The sequence below is a fragment of the Sphingomonas corticis genome (genome assembly GCF_012035195.1).
GTDB classification, from domain to species: Bacteria; Pseudomonadota; Alphaproteobacteria; order Sphingomonadales; family Sphingomonadaceae; genus Sphingomonas; species Sphingomonas corticis.
On the sequence record NZ_JAAVJH010000014.1, the window covers coordinates 25,962 to 42,971 of the forward strand.

The 17,010-nt window shown below is 70.0% G+C and carries 15 protein-coding genes; 7 read left to right on the forward strand and 8 right to left on the reverse strand.

What is annotated here, in order from left to right:
- Positions 1 to 45: 45 nt before the first annotated feature.
- The 3 genes from HBH26_RS16530 to pdxH are packed head-to-tail and all read right to left on the reverse strand — an operon-like array spanning position 46 to position 2,359.
- The gene (locus tag HBH26_RS16530) at positions 46 to 840 is read right to left on the reverse strand and encodes a PhzF family phenazine biosynthesis protein (protein WP_338057441.1); all 795 of its coding nucleotides are present in this window, start codon (positions 838 to 840) and stop codon (positions 46 to 48) included.
- Complete coding sequence (locus HBH26_RS16535; protein WP_168135799.1) at positions 837 to 1,745, reverse strand: cation diffusion facilitator family transporter; 909 nt, start codon at positions 1,743 to 1,745, stop codon at positions 837 to 839. The genes HBH26_RS16530 and HBH26_RS16535 overlap by 4 nt, the downstream gene beginning before the upstream one ends.
- A gap of 35 nt (positions 1,746 to 1,780) precedes the next feature.
- Positions 1,781 to 2,359, reverse strand: coding sequence for a pyridoxamine 5'-phosphate oxidase (gene pdxH, locus HBH26_RS16540; protein ID WP_168135748.1), 579 nt, complete (start codon positions 2,357 to 2,359; stop codon positions 1,781 to 1,783).
- Between the two features lie 238 nt (positions 2,360 to 2,597).
- Between pdxH and HBH26_RS20485 the strand changes: the two genes are divergently transcribed.
- The 4 genes from HBH26_RS20485 to ligD all read left to right on the forward strand — a co-directional run bounded on the left by HBH26_RS20485 (position 2,598) and on the right by ligD (position 9,401).
- Positions 2,598 to 3,134, forward strand: coding sequence for a TonB-dependent receptor plug domain-containing protein (locus HBH26_RS20485; protein ID WP_209308634.1), 537 nt, complete (start codon positions 2,598 to 2,600; stop codon positions 3,132 to 3,134).
- A 23-nt stretch (positions 3,135 to 3,157) separates the two neighbouring features.
- A complete protein-coding gene (locus tag HBH26_RS16545; protein WP_239024882.1) occupies positions 3,158 to 5,803 on the forward strand; it encodes a TonB-dependent receptor in 2,646 nt (881 codons plus the stop codon).
- Positions 5,804 to 5,924: 121 nt separating this feature from the next.
- Complete coding sequence (gene ku / locus HBH26_RS16550; RefSeq protein ID WP_168135749.1) at positions 5,925 to 6,809, forward strand: non-homologous end joining protein Ku; 885 nt, start codon at positions 5,925 to 5,927, stop codon at positions 6,807 to 6,809.
- 96 nt (positions 6,810 to 6,905) lie between these two features.
- Positions 6,906 to 9,401 carry a DNA ligase D gene (gene ligD, locus HBH26_RS16555; RefSeq protein ID WP_168135750.1) on the forward strand — a complete coding sequence of 832 codons (2,496 nt, stop codon included), beginning with the start codon at positions 6,906 to 6,908 and terminating at the stop codon, positions 9,399 to 9,401.
- A 24-nt stretch (positions 9,402 to 9,425) separates the two neighbouring features.
- Here ligD and HBH26_RS16560 read toward each other — a convergent pair whose 3' ends face one another.
- Both HBH26_RS16560 and epsC read right to left on the reverse strand, forming a co-directional pair.
- On the reverse strand, positions 9,426 to 9,779 hold the full coding sequence (locus HBH26_RS16560; RefSeq protein WP_168135751.1) for a DUF2794 domain-containing protein: 354 nt from the start codon (positions 9,777 to 9,779) through the stop codon (positions 9,426 to 9,428).
- Complete coding sequence (gene epsC / locus HBH26_RS16565; RefSeq protein ID WP_168135752.1) at positions 9,779 to 10,477, reverse strand: serine O-acetyltransferase EpsC; 699 nt, start codon at positions 10,475 to 10,477, stop codon at positions 9,779 to 9,781. Before epsC ends, HBH26_RS16560 begins: the two co-directional genes overlap by 1 nt.
- A 140-nt stretch (positions 10,478 to 10,617) precedes the next feature.
- Here epsC and HBH26_RS16570 point away from each other — a divergent pair, with 140 nt between their 5' ends.
- Together HBH26_RS16570 and HBH26_RS16575 are read left to right on the forward strand one after the other, a co-directional pair.
- Positions 10,618 to 11,391: a sulfite exporter TauE/SafE family protein gene (locus HBH26_RS16570; protein ID WP_168135753.1), complete on the forward strand. Its 774-nt coding sequence runs from the start codon at positions 10,618 to 10,620 to the stop codon at positions 11,389 to 11,391.
- A gap of 53 nt (positions 11,392 to 11,444) precedes the next feature.
- Positions 11,445 to 12,362, forward strand: a complete 918-nt coding sequence (locus HBH26_RS16575) for a hydrogen peroxide-inducible genes activator (protein ID WP_168135754.1) — start codon at positions 11,445 to 11,447, stop codon at positions 12,360 to 12,362.
- Positions 12,363 to 12,471: 109 nt separating this feature from the next.
- On the opposite strand, the gene proS is transcribed toward HBH26_RS16575, so the two are convergent.
- Positions 12,472 to 13,998, reverse strand: a complete 1,527-nt coding sequence (gene proS, locus HBH26_RS16580; protein ID WP_168135755.1) for a proline--tRNA ligase — start codon at positions 13,996 to 13,998, stop codon at positions 12,472 to 12,474.
- 64 nt (positions 13,999 to 14,062) lie between these two features.
- Between proS and HBH26_RS16585 the strand changes: the two genes are divergently transcribed.
- Positions 14,063 to 14,965: a DMT family transporter gene (locus HBH26_RS16585; RefSeq protein WP_168135756.1), complete on the forward strand. Its 903-nt coding sequence runs from the start codon at positions 14,063 to 14,065 to the stop codon at positions 14,963 to 14,965.
- Here HBH26_RS16585 and HBH26_RS16590 read toward each other — a convergent pair.
- Entirely contained in the window at positions 14,944 to 15,963 is a 1,020-nt protein-coding gene (locus HBH26_RS16590; protein WP_239024879.1) for an FAD:protein FMN transferase, read from the reverse strand. The genes HBH26_RS16585 and HBH26_RS16590 overlap by 22 nt on opposite strands.
- A 78-nt stretch (positions 15,964 to 16,041) precedes the next feature.
- Positions 16,042 to 16,884, reverse strand: coding sequence for a DUF4198 domain-containing protein (locus HBH26_RS16595; RefSeq protein ID WP_168135757.1), 843 nt, complete (start codon positions 16,882 to 16,884; stop codon positions 16,042 to 16,044).
- Positions 16,885 to 17,010: the final 126 nt, after the last annotated feature.

A 17,010-nucleotide genomic window follows, 5' to 3' on the forward strand; every position in this document is an offset into this window, starting at 1 on the left:
CGCCGCTCAATCTACATTGATCGGATAGGGATTCAAGCGGGTCGTTTACGGCAGCAGGAACGTGCCCTCGATGACGGTCACGCACGCGCCCGTCAGCACCACGCGGTCGCCCGCCAGGCGGCAGCCGACACGCCCGCCGCGGGCACTCGCCTGATAGGCGGAGAAGGCGTCGCGCCCCAGCACGCCGGCCCAGTAAGGCACCATCACCGCGTGGGCGGACCCGGTGACCGGATCCTCGGGAATGTCGAAATAGTGCGTGAAGACGCGGCTCACCACGTCGGCGCTCTTGCCGCGCGCGGCGACGATCAGCACGTAGGGGCCGAGCGCCGCCACCGCCGAGCCGTCCGGTCCCGCCGCGCGTACCGCGGCCTCGTCCGCGACGACGACCAGCGCGTAGCCCTTCTCGTGCCACAGCGTCTCCACCGGATCGACGCCCAGCGCGGCGACGATGTCGGGCATCTGCCTCGCCGCGGGCGTCCAGGCGGGCAGCGCCATGGCGTAGCCCGCCCCCTCGCGCGCGACCTCCAGCACGCCCGCCTGGCGGGTGCGGAAGGTGACGCGGTCGCGCACGCCATCGCTGGACAGGACGAAATGCCCGCTCGCCAGCGTGGCATGGCCGCACAGCGCCACTTCCGCCACCGGCGTGAACCAGCGCAGTTCGAAATCCGCCTCGCCGCTCGCGTCGGGCACGAGGAAGGCGGTCTCGCTAAGGTTGTTCTCGCTTGCGATCCGCTGGAGCACGGCGTCGTCCAGCCACGCCGACAGCGGCATCACCGCCGCCGGGTTGCCCGCGAACGCCTCCTCGGCGAAGGCGTCGATCTGCGCGAAGGGGATCCTCACAATCTCTTTCCGAACCAATGCGGGGTCACGTCGGCCTCCACCAGCGGATTGTCCGTATCGACATGCCCTTCGGGATCGAGGTGGATCAGCGTTTCCACCCGCGGGAACACGTCGCGCAGCGCGTCCTCCACCCGTTCGACGATCTGGTGCGCGGCGGCGACGGTCAGCCGCGGGTCCACTTCCATGTGGAATTGCGCGAAATCGTGCGTGCCCGAGCGGCGCGTGCGGAAATCGTGGATGCCGCGGATGCCCGGCTGGCGCGCGGCGACCTCGATGAAGGCGGCGCGCTGCGCCTCTGGCCATTCCTTGTCCATCAGCATGTCGATCGCCTGGCTCGACGCCTGGAACGCGCCCCAGGCGAGCCACAGCGCGATGGCGATGCCGAACACGGGGTCCGCGCCGGAAACGCCGAGATATTGGTCCAGCACCAGCGCGGCGATGACGGCGCAGTTCAGCAGCACGTCGGACTGATAGTGGACGTTGTCCGCCAGGATCGCGACCGACCCGGTCTTGCGGATGATGCTGCGCTGATAGGCCAGCAGCGCGAAGGTCGCGACGATCGCCAGCACCGACACGGCGATGCCCAGCCCCGCGTCCTCGTTCACCTGCGGATCGCCGAACCGCTCGATCGCGCGCCACGCGATCCCGATCGCCGACGCGGTGATGAGCACGACCTGGAACAGCGCGGCCAGCGCCTCGGCCTTGCCGTGGCCGAAGCGGTGGTCGTGGTCGGCCGGCTCCGCCGCCAGCTTCACGCCGTAGAGCGTGACGAGGCTGGCCAGCAGGTCCAGCCCCGTGTCGGCCAGGCTGCCCAGCATCGCCACCGATCCGGTGTGCCAGGCGGCATAGCCCTTCACGACCAGCAGGCTGAGCGCCATCGCCACGCTGGCCAGCGCGGCGCGCATGGCCAGCGGCACGACGCGGCGGCGTTCGTCTCTGGTCACGGGTAGAGCAGCCCTTCGGTCCAGCCGTCGCCCGCCCGCGCGAACAGCCGCCGCTCGTGCAGGCGGTGGGCGCGGTCGGACCAGAATTCGATTCGGTCGGGCACGACGCGGTACCCGCCCCAGAACGGCGGCCGCGGCACCTCGCCCCCCTCGAAGCGCGCCTGCACCTCGGCGAAGCGCGCCTCGAACGTGGTACGCGCGTCGAGCGGGCGCGACTGGTCGGACGCCCAGGCGCCGAGCTGCGAATCGCGGCTGCGCGAGGCGAAATAGGCGTCGCTCTCCGCATCGCTCGCGCGCGCCACCGCACCCTCCACCCGCACCTGGCGGCGCAGCGACTTCCAGTGGAAGAGCAGGGCAGCCTGCGCGTTGGCGGCGAGATCCGCGGCCTTGCGACCCTCGCGATTGGTGTAGAAGACGAAGCCGTCCGCGCCGTGCCCCTTCAGCAGGACCATGCGCACCGACGGGCGGCCCTCCGCATCGGCGGTGGCGAGCGCCATCGCGTTGGGATCATTGGGCTCCGCGGCGCGCGCTTGCGCGAACCAATCGTCGAACAGGGCGAAGGGATCGTCGGCCATCGGCGCCCTCTTACGCGAAAGCGGACGGCGTATCCATCCGGCGCGCGGCCCGGTGCTGGATCCGGCATGGGACGCGGCCGCGTTACCATTACCATGGCCGCAGGCCTCAACGAGGAGAACGGGCATAATCGTCTCTGCGAAAGTTGACCAATCATCAATTATAGCGCTATCATTGCCTGACAGAAACGGACCCGCGTCGTCATACAGGCAGCCGGTCCGATCGGAGGAGGGGATAGTGATGAAGGCCTCGACGACCATCCATTCGGCACGCGCGCTGATCGCGCTGCTGCTCGCTACCAGCGGCACCGCGGCGCTCGCCCAGACCACCCAGCCGACGCAGGGCGTGGCGCCCGGCACGACGGCGGACCAGCCTGCCGGCGAGGGGGCCGGGCAGACGCAGCCGACGCAGATCGATGCGGCCGGCGCCCCCGCCGAAGCCGCCGATCCGTCCGCCACCGGCAACCAGGACATCGTCGTCACCGGCTATCGCGCCTCGCTGCAAAGTCAGACGAACGCGAAGCGCAATTCGGTCGGCTTCACCGACACCATCTTCGCCGAGGATATCGGCAAGTTTCCCGATACGAACATCGCCGAATCGGTGAACCGCATTCCCGGCATCACCATCAGCCGCGAAGTGACGGGCGAGGGCGCGAACGTCGCGATCCGCGGCCTGGGCACCAATTTCACCCGCGTGCTGCTGAACGGCGCGCCCGTCGCCATCGCCTCGGTCCGGTCGATGCGCAGAGCACCAACCGCGAAGTCGACCTGGACCTGATCCCGACCGAGCTGTTCACCCAGCTGACCGTCAGCAAGTCGCCGGTGGCGAGCCAGGTGGAGGGAGGCGCCGCGGGCACCGTCAACCTGCGGTCGGCGCGGCCGTTCGACAATCCCAAGCCGTATATCAGCTACGGGCTGCAGGGGTCCAAGGTGTCGGGCGCCGACAAATGGGGCTATCGCGGCTACGCGCTGGCCAGCGCCACGTTCGGCGACTTCGGCCTGCTGGTCGGCGGCGCCGCGGTGAAGAACCGCTTCCGCGTCGACGGCTATGAGACGATCGGCTTCACCAATCCGAACCTGACCGCGGCGCAGAACAGCGCGGCGAACCGAAACGCGACGGGCGGCGGCAACTTCACCATCCCGTCGACCGTCCCGGTGAACGCGGGCGCCGGCCTCGTCGCTGGGACGCCGATCGACCAGGCGTTCCTGCTCGCGCGCAATCCCGGCGCCACGATCACGCAGATCGACAACGGCCTGCTCCCCCGCCTCAGCCGCCCGCGCACCGAAGTGGGTGAGCGGACGCGCTACAACGGCCTGGTCTCCGCCGAGTGGCGGCCGAGCGACGACTTTCACCTCTACGTCGACGGCTTCTACGCCAAGCGCGACACCGAGTTCACGCGCACCGCGATGAACTGGGCGGTGCGCAACGGCGCCGCGATCCCGCTGAACACCACCTACGACCGCGAGGATTGCACCGCCGGCTGCACGGTGACGAGCGGCACCTACGCCAATTCGCAATTCTTCCTCGAGTACCGCCCCTACAAGGACACGCAGGATTATTGGGGCGTGAACCCCGGCGCGGACTTCGTGCTGAACGACTGGATCAAGGGCGACATCCAGGCGAACTATACGAAGAGCAATTTCCGCCGCGAGAGCCCGACCGTGCTGGTCATCACCCCGCCGAACGCCGGCGTGGTGGTCGATTACGTCAACGGCGGTGGCATTCCCGACGTGACGGCGAACATCGATCTCAACAACCCCGCCAATTTCGGCTGGAACGGCGGCGGGCGCGTCAACCTGAACGGCGAGGAGCGCGAGACCGAGACGAAGGGCGTGCGCGGCAGCCTGCTGTTCGGCGACGCGGCCACCTTCAGCGTTCGCGTCGGCGCCGCTTATGACGACACGCGTCGCCGCATCACGCCGTTCGACAACACGCCGGCGTGGCAGAACGCGATTTGCGGCAACAACCCCAGCGTGAACCTGCTGGCGCCCAACACCAACACCACGCCGTGCACCGGGCTGAACCAGCCGGGCACGCAGGTGCCGGGCGTCCCCTTCGCGCCGGGCTTCCCCGCCTATGCCGGCTACGGCACCAACGCCACCGCGGGCGGGCCGCCGATCGTCTACGCCGGCTCGCTGATCCCCACCGCGGCGGTGCCCAGCTTCCTGCTGCCGGGCAGCAACGGCTACGTCACCGTGGACTGGAACAAGTTCAAGGCCGCGACCAACTACGACGCGCTGCTTGCCGGCGCGCAGGAGACGGGCGCGGGCAGCAGCGGGGCCAGCGGCGGCCTGATCCGCGAGAAGGTGACGGGCACCTTCGTCGAGGGCAACGGCATCATCGACATCGGCGACGACGACCGGCTGCGGCTGAACGGCGGCCTGCGCTACGTCCGGACCGAGCAGCTGGTCGGCGGGCGCGTCAGCGTGCCCGATCCGCGAAACGCCACCATCGCCGACGGCGGGCGCTATCCCAATTTCCTCACCTTCCCGACGACGCGGACGCTGTACTCGAACTTCCTGCCGTCAGCGTCGCTCGCCTACGAATTCGGCCGCAAGGCGGTGGCGCGCGCGTCGATCTCGCGCACCATGTCGCGGCCCGATCCCAACGCGCTGCTGCCGGGCGCCAGCTTCGTGCAGCCGTCGGCGGACATCGGCACGGTGGGCAACAACGAGCTCGACCCGTACATCTCCGACAACATCGACCTGGGGTTCGAATATTATACCGGGGGCGAGGGCGTGATCGCGTTCGCCGCATTCCGCAAGTCGATCACCGGCTTCACCGTGAACGGCGTGCGCAACGTGCCCTTCTCGTTCCTGGAGCCGTTCGGCATCAACATCGATTCGCTGACGCAGGCGCAGCGGGAGGCGCTGGCCGCGCGGGCGCAGCCGGGGCAGGCGCTGCGCGACGTGCAGATCCAGATCCAGCAGCAGGTCAATTCCGACGGCAAGCTGAAGGTGAACGGCCTGGAATTCCAGCTGACCCAGCCGCTCGACTTCGTGACGCGCTACATCGGCGTCACCGGCTTCGGCTTCCAGGGCAACCTGACGCTGATCGACCAGCGCGGCGACGGCGCGGGTGCGCCGGCGACCGCGCTGGGCGTGGCGCCGACCACCTATACCGCGACCGGCTATTACGAGGGCAACGGCATCTCCGCCCGGTTGACCTACACCTTCAACGAAGGCTCGCAGGGCACGCTGCCGGGGCAGAACGGCCTCATCAACGGCGGCGGCGCGATCTTCGGGCGCGACTACGGCCAGCTCGACTTCTCCGGCAACGTCGACTTGGGCGCGATCCTGGGCAACGACCGGCTGCCGACGCTGGTCGTGAACGTCATCAACATCACCAAGGAAGCGCAGGGCAGCTACTTCCAGTTCGAGAACGCCACCTTCAACGAATACAATCCCGGCCGCACCGTCCTCGTCGGCATCCGCGGCCGCTTCTGATCCCTTCCCCTCCCCCTCGCGGGGCGCGTGCGGACACACCCGCACGCGCCCCTTTTTTGTCGGCGGGAACCCCGGGGGGCCCGGCGGATTGAATCGCCCTCGCAACGAGGGTGCTAAATCCATGGCCGCGCGCGCTTATTGGCAGGGGCAGATCAGGCTGGCGCTGGTGTCGATCCCGGTCGAGATCTACTCGGCCACCAAATCGGGCGCGCAGGTCTCCTTCCACCAGATCCACGAACCGTCCGGCCAGCGCATCAAATACGAGAAGGTCGCGCCCGGCGTCGGCCCGGTCGATCCCGACGAGATCATGAAGGGGTTCGAGGTCGAGAAGGGCGAGTACGTCCTGCTCGACCAGGACGAGATCGACGCGGTGAAGCTGGAATCGAAGAAGACGCTGGAGCTCACGCAGTTCGTCGACGCCAGCGACATCGATGTCCTCTATTACGAGAAGCCCTATTTCGTCGTGCCCGCCGACGACCTGGCCGAGGAAGCGTTCATCGTGCTGCGCGAGGCGTTGAAGCGCACGAAGAAGGTGGGGCTGGGCCAGCTGGCCATGCGCGGCCGCGAATATGTCGTCAGCCTGAAGCCGTGCGGGCGCGGCATGGTGCTGGAGACGCTGCGCTACGCCGACGAGGTGAACAAGGCGCAGGGCTATTTCCGCGACATCGGCGATGCCAAGCCCGAGCCCGAGCTGCTGGAGCTGGCCGAGGCGCTGATCGAGAAGAAATCGGGCGCGTTCGATCCGCGCGAATTCCACGACCGCTACGTCGACGCGCTGAAGGACCTGATCGAGCGAAAGAAAAAGGCCAGGGGGCGCAAGATCATCGAGGACAAGGACGACGGCGGCGGCCGGTCGGGCAGCAACGTGGTCGACCTGATGGCGGCGCTGAAGAAGTCGATGGAGGGCAAGGCGGCGCCGGCGGCGGCGAAGAAGGCGCCGGCGAAGAAGCCAGCCGCCGCGGCCAAGGCGCCTGTCCGCAAGCCTGCGGCGAAGAAACGTGCCTAGCCACCCGTTGCTCCTTCCGTTCACCCTGAGCGAAGTCGAAGGGCACGCGCAACGCATGTGCTTGGACTACGCTCAGCACGAACCGAGGATCGGGTGATGGCGGTGCAGGACCCCCTCGCCCGCTACAATGCCAAGCGCGACTTCACGAGGACCGCGGAACCCGCCGGTACGCTCGCGCCCGGTCACGGCAATTCCTTCATCGTGCAGAAGCACGACGCCACTCGCCTCCACTGGGACTTCCGGCTGGAGATAAACGGCGTGCTGAAGAGCTGGGCGGTCACGCGCGGCCCCAGCCTCGACCCCGCGGAAAAGCGGCTCGCCGTCCGCACGGAGGACCATCCGCTCTCCTACGCCACGTTCGAGGGCACGATCCCCAAGGGCGAATATGGCGGCGGGACCGTCATGCTGTGGGATCGCGGCACCTGGGCGCCGATCAAGGGCAAGAGCGCGAAGGACCTGGAAAAGGGGCACCTCCACTTCGTCCTCGACGGCGAGCGGATGAGGGGGGAGTGGCTGCTGATCCGCCTCAAGCCAAGGGCCAAGGAGAAGAACGAGAACTGGCTGCTGCGCAAGATCGACGACGCGGAGGCCGGCGGCACCGACGTGTTGGTCGAGACCGCGCTGACCTCCGTCGCGACCGGCCGAACGATGCAGGAGATCGCCGACAACATATCCTCCCCGGCACGGGGAGGGGGACCAGCGAAGCTGGTGGAGGGGGCGGGCCGCAAACGGGTCCGTCGTGGCAAGCCCCCCTCCACCACGGCGCCTTCGCGCCGCGGTCCCCCTCCCCGTGCCGGGGAGGATATGCCAGCGTTCCAGTCGCCCCAGCTCTGTACCCTGGTCGACACCGTCCCCACCGGCACCGACTGGATCCACGAGGTGAAGTACGACGGCTACCGCGCGCTCGTCGCGACCGGCGGCGGCAAGGCCCGGGTGCATACCCGCTCCGGCCTCGACTGGACCGACAAGTTCCGCGACATCGCGGCGGCGTGCGCCGGCCTGCCGCCGGCGCTGGTCGACGGGGAGATCGTCGCGTTCAAGGACGGACGCCCCGATTTCTCCACGCTGAAGGACGCGATCTCGAGCGCGGGCGAGATGACGCTGTTCGCCTTCGACCTGCTGTCGCTGAACGGCGAGGACCTGACCGCCCTGCCCAATGTCGCGCGCAAGGAACGGCTGCGCGCCCTGATCGGCGACGACCCGCGGCTCCAGTTCGCCGAGCATATCGCCGGCGCGGGCGAGCCATTGTTCGAGACGCTGTGCCGCGAAGGCTATGAGGGGATCGTCAGCAAGAAGGCGGACGCGCCGTACCGGGGGCGCCGGACGCAGGCATGGCTGAAGATCAAGTGCACGAGGCGGCAGGAGTTCGTGATCGTCGGCTGGACCCCATCGGACAAGTCCCGCGGCTTCCGCTCGCTGCTGCTCGGCGTGCACGAGGGCGGCACGTTGCGCTACGCCGGGAAGGTCGGCACCGGCTTCTCGCAGGAGCTGATGAACGAGCTGCGCGCGAAGCTGGACCGGATCGCGCGCAAGACGCCCACGGTGGACGCCCCCCGCGCCGCCGTGCGCGGCGCGCAGTGGGTATCACCGAAGCTGGTCGCGGAGATCGCCTTCACCGAGACGACGCCCGACGGCGTGCTGCGCCACCCCAGCTTCCTCGGGCTGCGCGGCGACAAGCCGGCGAAGGACGTGGTGGTGGAAAGGCCCGCTCCCCTTCCCGCCCCCGCCGCGCCGGCGGTGAAGGTGTCCAACCGCGACCGCGTGATCTTCCCGGAGAGCAAGGTCACCAAGGGCGACCTCGCCGACCATTATGCCGCGGTGGCACCGGTCATGCTGCCCTGGGTCGCCGAGCGGCCGGTCAGCCTGGTCCGCTGCCCGCAGGGGCGCGCCAAGCACTGCTTCTTCCAGAAGCACGACGCCGGGAGCTTCGGCGACGCGGTGCACCAGGTGCCGATCCGCGAGAAGGACGGCGGAACGGAGGATTACCTGTACGTCCGCGATACCGCCGGCCTGGTCGCCTGCGTGCAGATGGGCACGATCGAGTTCCATGGCTGGGGCAGCCGCGTCGACGCGCTGGAGAAGCCCGACCGGCTGGTGTTCGATCTCGATCCGGACGAAGGGCTGGACTTCGCCGACACGAAGAAGGCGGCAGAGCATCTGAAGAACCAGCTCGCCGAATTGGGCCTCGCCAGCTTTCCGTTGCTGTCGGGCGGCAAGGGCGTCCACGTCGTCGTGCCGCTGACGCCCGCTGCCCAATGGCCCGCGGTGAAGGACTTCGCCGACCGCTTCGCGCGCGCGCTGGCGGCGGCGGAGCCCGATCGGTTCGTGGCGGTGATGACCAAGGCCAAGCGCAAGGGCCGCATCTTCATCGACTGGCTGCGCAATCAGCGCGGCGCGACCGCGATCATGCCGTACAGCGCCCGCGCCCGCGCCGGCGCGCCGGTGGCCGCTCCCGTCAGCTGGACCGAGCTTCGCGACATGGACACCGCGGCGCGCTGGCACGTCGGCGATGCCGCGGAACTGCTGGAGCGCGCGTCGACGCGGGCGTTGCAGGGGTGGGGCGTGGCGGACCAGGTGCTGCCCGACCTGTAGGCCATGGCCGGTGGCCCCCTCGGGTCAGTCCTCCACCAGCTTCATCAGTCGCCGTTCCACCGGCGCCAGCACGGGCGCCAGCTCGTGTCCCCGCTTCACCACCTGCCCGGCCTCGCCCACCAGCGCCCACATGCCCTGGCGCGCGCGCAGCGCGGGGCGCTTTTCGATGCGGAACTCGGGCCGCTCGGCGGCGCGGCGGAACGCGGCGAAGATCGCGGCGTCGCGGCCCAGCTCGATCGCATAGTCGCGCCAGTGGCCGGCCGCGACCATGCGGCCGTAGAGGTCGAGGATGCGGGTCAGCTCCGGTCGGTCGAAGCCGATCTGCGTGGGCGGCGCACCGGCACCGGGCGACCGCGGGGGAAAGGGGATGACGCCCATCAGGCCCGGTCGCGCTCCTCGCCCAGCCCGCGCCCGCCTTCGCCGCGTTCCGCCAGCAGCGCGTCGAGGCGGCGGCGCATCGCGTCCAGCTCGCACCGCAGGATCTCCACCTTCTGCGTGGCGGGATCGAACATCTCGCTGCATGGCGTGCCGTAGGGGACGAAACGCGGCTCGGCGCGGGCGCCGTCCACCATCGTCGGGCGGGCGGGGATGCCGACCATCACCGCGCCCGCGGGCACGTCCTTCGTCACCACTGCATTGGCGCCGACGCGTGCGCGCGGCCCCACGGTAATGGGGCCGAGCACCTGCGCGCCCGAGCCGATGATGGCACCGTCGGCGATCGTCGGGTGCCGCTTCCCCGCGACACCGTCGTCCGGACTGGTGCCGCCCAGCGTCACGCACTGGTAGATGGTCACGTCGTCGCCGATCTGCGCGGTCTCGCCGATCACGACGAAGCCGTGGTCGATGAAGAAGTTGCGGCCGATCGTGGCGCCGGGATGGATGTCGATCGCGGTCACGAACCGCGACCAGTGGTTCACGATCCGCGCCGCCAGGTACCAGCGGCGGCGATAGAGCGCGTGCGCGACGCGGTGATAGGCGAGCGCCCACACGCCGGGATAGGTCAGGATCTCCCACCGCGAATGCGGCGCCGGATCGCGGGCGCGGATCGAATCGAGATAGGTCAACAGTCGCGCCATGCCGGTCCCCTTGCCGGCATGAAATAAGACACCGCGGCGACAAGTTCCATATCTGCGCTATCGACGACCGTCAGGCGAATTGCCTAGCGCTCCGGGGGAAATTCCGGAAACAACGACTCCGATCCGTCATTGGAGCCTGCATGACGCCTCTCGCCGACATGGATTTCGCCGCCCTGCTGCCGTTCATCGCCGTCGGCTTCGGCGCGCAGCTGGTCGACGGGGCGTTGGGCATGGCCTTCGGCGTCATCTGCAACGTGCTGCTCGTCGCCGTCATCGGCCTGCCGCCTGCGCGCGCGTCGGCCAACGTCCATATCGTCGAGACCTTCACGACCGCCGTGTCGGGCATCAGCCACGCGATCCACGGCAACATCGACCGGCGGCTGTTCCTGCGGCTGCTGATCCCCGGCATCATCGGCGGCGTCACCGGCGCGTACCTCATCACCAATGTCGATGCGGAAATGGTGAAGCCGTACGTCCTCGGCTACCTGGTAGCGGTGGGCGTGTACCTGCTGGTCCGCGGGGTGATGTTCCCGCCGCCGGAGCGGAAGAAGCCCAAGGTGGTCGAGCCGCTCGGTCTCGTCGGCGGGTTCCTCGATGCCGCGGGCGGGGGCGGCTGGGGACCAATCGTCACGTCCAACCTGCTGGTGCAGGGGGTGGAGCCGCGCCGCGTAGTCGGGACCGTCAGCGCGGTGGAATTCTTCCTGACCGCCACCGTCTCCGCCGCCTTCATCTATCACCTGGGCTGGAAGGACTTCGCCACCGCCACGGTCGGCCTGCTGATCGGCGGCGTGGCGGCAGCGCCGGTGGGCGCCATCGTCGCCAAGCGGGTGCCGACCAAGGTGCTGCTGGTGCTGGTCGGCGTGGTGCTGACGATCACCAGCACCTACGGCTTCGTTCGCGCCGTGCTGATGTAGGTGCATCGGCGGCGCGCATCGTCTATCCGCCGCGACGCGACGGAAGAGGACGAATGGCGGCCACCTACCTGCCCACGCTGAAGCAGCTGCAATATCTGGTCGCGCTGAAGGACCAGGGACATTTCGGCCGCGCGGCGGAGGCGTGCTTCGTCACGCAGTCGACGCTGTCCGCCGGGCTGCGCGAGCTGGAAACGCTGATCGGCGTCACGCTGGTGGAGCGGACGCGGCGCGTCGTGCGCTTCACGCCGCTGGGCGAGCGGATCGCCGCCAAGGCGCGCACCGTGCTGCGCGAGGCGGAGGAGCTGGGCGACATGGCGCGCGCGGCGGGTCGCCCGCTGTCGGGCGAGATGCGGATGAGCGTCATCCCCACGATCGCGCCCTTCCTGCTGCCCCGCATCCTGCCGCGTCTGCGGCGCGACTATCCCGACCTGAAGCTGTTCCTGCGCGAGGAGCCGAGCGGCCCGGCGTGCGAAGCGCTGCACAACGGCCGCGCAGACTGCGTGCTGCTGGCGCTGCCCTATGCCTGCGGCGAGGTGACGGTGATGAAACTGTTCGACGACCGCCTGTTCCTTGCCTTTCCGGAAGGCGAGCTGCCCGCCACCCCCGCGCCGATCGCCGCCGGCGACATCGACGAAACGCGGCTGCTGCTGCTGGAGGACGGGCATTGCCTCAAGGACCACGCGCTGGCGGCGTGCAACCGCGCGGAGCTGCGCGCGGAAGCGACGATGCTGGGCACGTCGCTGCACACCATCGTGCAGATGGTCGACAATGGCCTGGGCGTCACCATGCTGCCGGGGATCGCGCTGGACGCCGGCATCCTCGACCACACGCGCATCGTCGCGCGCCCGCTGGAGGCGGACCAGCCGACGCGTACGCTGGCGCTGGTGTGGCGCCGCGCGTCGCCGCGGGAGCGCGATTTCCAGCTGCTGGGCGAGGTGCTGCGGCAGGTGGAGGTGGAGCGGGCGGCCTAGCGGTCGCCCTCACGCTTTCCACCCGGCGTTGCCGGGTGGGCCCCCTCCCTCTCCCATCACACGGGGAGGAAGGCGCGAAGCGCCGGAAGGGTGAGGGTGATAGCCGGACCTAATACGCCCGCCCGACCAGCACCCGCTCCACCGCCGGCTCGCCGGTGAAGATGCAGGCGCCGTCCGCCGCCGCCTGCCCCGCGGGGGCGTTGCGCAGCGTCAGTTTCAGCGCCTTCAGCCGCTCCACCACCTTGTCCAGCGCAGCGCCGGTGGGGCGCGCCCATTGCACCTCCAGCCAGCCCGGTGCCTTCGCGCCCTCGGCGAAGTGCGACTCCACCTCGGCGAAGTCGGACACGGGCCGGATGTTCGCCTTCAGCCGCTCCGTCGCCTCGTTGCGGAGCGTCCGCTGCACCTCTTCCAGCAGCGCGCCCACGGCGAGGCCGTCGCGCGGCGTGGCGACGCTGTCGAGTTTCCCGTCCTGGCGGTACAGCCGGTCGCGGCGGATGACGGACACGTTGCCCGCCGCCATGTCGCGCCCGCCGACCTCGATCACCACCGGCGCGCCCTTCTTCACCCAGCTCCAGCGCTTCGTCGCCGCCTTCACCGGCTTCAGGTCAAGCAGCGCGCGCACCGGCTCGCCCAGCGCGGTCTGCGCCGCGAGCGCCTGCTGCAATTCGCGGCAATAGGCGACCAGCGCCTCGTCCTCCGGCACGTCGCGCAGCATCGGCATGATCACGACCTGCCACGGCGCGATCTTCGGCGGCACGCGCAGGCCGTCGTCGTCGCCGTGGACCATGATGACCGCGCCGATCATCCGCGTCGACACGCCCCAGCTGGTCGTCTGCGCGTGCTCCAGCTCGCCCGACGCGTTCTGGAAGCGGATGTTCTGCGCGCGCGCGAAATTGCTGCCCAGGAAGTGCGAGGTGCCCGCCTGCAGCGCCTTGCCGTCCTGCATCATCGCCTCGATCGACCAGGTCTCGACCGCGCCGGGAAAGCGCTCGTTCTCCGGCTTCTCGCCCGCGACGACCGGCACGGCGAGATCGTCCTCGGCGAAGGAGCGGTACACCTCCAGCATCCGCAGCGTCTCCGCCCGCGCCTCGTCCGCGCTGGCGTGGGCGGTGTGCCCCTCCTGCCACAGGAATTCGCTGGTGCGCAGGAACATCCGCGTGCGCATCTCCCACCGCACGACATTGGCCCATTGGTTGATGAGCACCGGCAGGTCGCGCCACGATTGCACCCAGCGCGCGAAGGCGTGGCCGATCACCGTCTCCGATGTCGGGCGCACGACCAGCGGCTCTTCCAGCTTCGCGGCGGGATCGGGCACCAGTCCGCCCTTGCCGTCGGCGACCAGCCGGTGGTGCGTCACCACCGCCATCTCCTTGGCGAAGCCTTCGACGTGCGCCGCCTCCTGCTCGAAATAGGAGAGCGGGATGAACAGCGGAAAATAGCAATTCTCGTGCCCGGTCGCCTTGATGCGGTCGTCGAGCAGGCGCTGGATGCGCTCCCATATGCCGTAACCCCACGGCCGGATGACCATGCAGCCGCGCACCCCGCTCTCCTCGGCGAGATCGGCCTCGGTGATGACGGCCTGGTACCAGGCGGCGAAATCCGCGTCGCGGGTGACGGAAAGGGCGTGCTTGACCATGATCGCGCCGGTGACACGCCGCCGCGGGTTTCGCAACCTCGCCCGGCGGGGCTAAGGCCGGGGGATGCCGTCCGACCGCCTGCTTCCCGCCATCCTGCTGCGGCTCGCCTCCGTGCTGCTGTTCGCGCTGATGAACGTCGGGATCAAGCTGGCCGAGGCGGGCGGCGCCGCGCTGGGCGAGATCCTGTTCTGGCGACAGGCGGGGGCGGCCATGCTGGTCGGCGGGGTGGTGCTGGCCGGGCCCGGGCTGGCCGCGGTGCGGACGGAACGGATCGGCGCGCACGTACTGCGCTGCGCGATCGGCCTCGTTGCGATGACGCTGACCTTCACCACGCTGACCATGCTGCCGCTCGCCGAAGCGACGACGATCGGCTTCTCCATGCCGATCTTCGCGACGATCCTGGGTGCGCTCGTGCTGCGCGAACCGACGGGCGCGTGGCGCTGGGCCGCGGTTCTGGCGGGGTTCGCCGGCGTGGTGATCGTCGCCGGGCCGGGCGCGGGCGGAGGCGTGCCGACGACCGGCATCCTGACCGGCATCGGCGCGGCGCTGGGCACCGCCACCGTGTCCGTGCTGCTGCGCACGCTGGGCAGGACGGAGCGGCCATTGGCGACGGTGTTCTGGTTCTCTGTCCTGTCGCTGGTACCGCTGGGCATCGTGTACGCACTGTCGGCCCAGGCGCACGCGCCGACGATGTGGATGCTGCTGATCGGCCTCGGCATCCTGGGCGGGGCGGGGCAGCTGGCGATGACCTCCTCGCTGACGCTCGGCCCCGTCTCCGTGGTGGTGCCGATGGACTATACCGCGCTTTTGTGGGCGACCTTGCTGGGCTGGATCGTCTTCGACCGGCTGCCCGCCGCCGCGACCTGGGCGGGGGCGCCGGTGATCGTCGCGTCGGGGCTCGTCATCGTGTGGCGCGAGCATCGTCGCCGCCGCTCCGAGACGCGTCAGGCGGTGACGGAGGGCTGATCGTCCAGCATCGCGGCGAGTGCGGGCGTGAGGTGCTCGCCGTCGCGTGAAAGGAAGCGCGCCGCCAGTCGTTCTCGCGCGGCGAGGCGGGCGCCCTCCTCCGGCCCCAGCACCAACAGCGCGCTGGCCCAGGCGTCGGCCGACATCGCGTCGGCGTGGACGACGCTGACCGCGACCAGTCCATGGTCGGCAGGGCGCCCGGTGCGCGGATCGATGGTGTGCGCGCCGCGGACGTAATCGCCCGAGGTGGCGACGGCGAGGCCGTGGAGCGCGACGCGTAGCGGCGCGGCCGCGACGCCCGCCGGCGTCTCCAGGTCCACCCACCAAGGCTCGCCCGAGGGCTGCACGCCCCAGCCGGCCAGCTCGCCACCGATCTCGACCAGCCCGTGCGCGACGCCGTGGTGGCGCAGCAGCGCCGCGACCGCATCGACGGCATGGCCCTTGGCTATGCCCGACAGGTCGAGCGCCACGCCGCCGGGCTGGAGCATCCGCCGCGCGGCGGGATCGTACGAGAGGCGCGCGTGGCCGGACACGGTGAGCGCCGCCGCGACCGCCGCCTCGTCCGGCACCGGCTGCGGGCCGGGCGGGCCGTAACCGTGAAGGTCGACCAGCGCGCCGATGGCGGGGTCGAACGCGCCCCCGCTCGCCCGCGCGATCCGCATGCCGGCAGCGACGACGTGCGCGAAGTCGGCCGGCAGCGCGTGCCAGCTGCCCGCGGGCGCGCGGTTGAAGCGCGAGAGCAGCGAGGCCGACGCCCAATGGCTCATTTCCGCTACCAGCTTTTCCAGCCGCCACGCGACCAGCGCCGCGGCCTCGGCCGGCGGATGCACGGCGAGGACGCGCCACGTCGTTCCCATCGCCTCGCCGCCAAGCGCGGCGACCGCGGCGTAGGGATCGAGCGCGGCGAAGGCGGCGGGATCGATCGCGGGCGGGAGGGCGATGCGGACGGACATCATCGTTTCACCCTCTGCCTCGTCATGCCCGGCCTGTCCCGGCATCCAGGGCGCCATTCGCCGGCGCGTGCGGGCCGTGCAACCCTGGATCCCGGGATAGGCTCGGGATGACGCAGGCGGACCTTACGGCGTCAGCACTTCCACCGTCGTCGTGTACGCCAAGCGCCGCTCGGTGACGCGCGGCTGGCTGCTCTTCGCGTCGGTCAGCGTGGCGTTCAGCCAGTACATGCCGGCGGAGGGCCAGGTGATCGTCGCCACTCCCTGCGCGTCGGTGGTCACGTCCATGCCGCCTTCCGCGTCGCGGTAGCGCTTGCCGCCGGGGATGGCGGTCACCTTCAGCCCCGCGGCGGGCTTTCCGTCGACGAGGAAGCGGAACTTCGCCGCCTCGCCCGCGACCAGCTCGTCGGGATGCGTGATCGGCGCCAGTTCCAGCCCGCGGCCGGTCGTCTTTAGCACCGTCGTCGTCGGCTCGCCCGCCGTGACGAAGATCTCGTTGCGGCTGATCGTCTCCGTCAGCTTCACGTCGGTCGCGTTGGCGGGAATGTCCGCGACGGTCAGCGGCGCGGGGGCGCCGGGCTGGGGCGGGCCGCGGCGCCCGCCGACGCGCTTCTCCTCGCCGTTCACCTTGAAGCTGCCGATCACGCCCGACATTTCGCTGCCGATCTTCCACGTCCCCGGCTTGTCCAGCTTCACGTCGAAGACCGAGCGATAGCGGCCGGTGGCACCGTTCTGAAGCTGGCCGGGCGTCCCGTCCGGCTGCCACACCTTCACGTTCTCCAATCGGCCGGGCTGGTGATCGAAGAAGAACAGGTCGTTGGAGACCGCGGCGTCGACCGTCACCCAGCTGTCGGTGCCGGAGAAGACGGTGCCAGACGGCAGGAACCACATCCGGTGCGCGGAAACGCCCGCCGGGATGGTAAGGAGCGCGGCGGCACCGGCGAGGAGCGAGAGGAAGCGAGGTTTCATCTTTGGGATCCCTTTTTTGGACCATCCCCCCGGTTCGCGGTGAGGAAGGGCTGAGCGTGTCGAAGCCCTGTCTCGAACCGCCCGTGCTCCGAGACGTCGGGGCGGACGGGAGCGGGACAATTATCG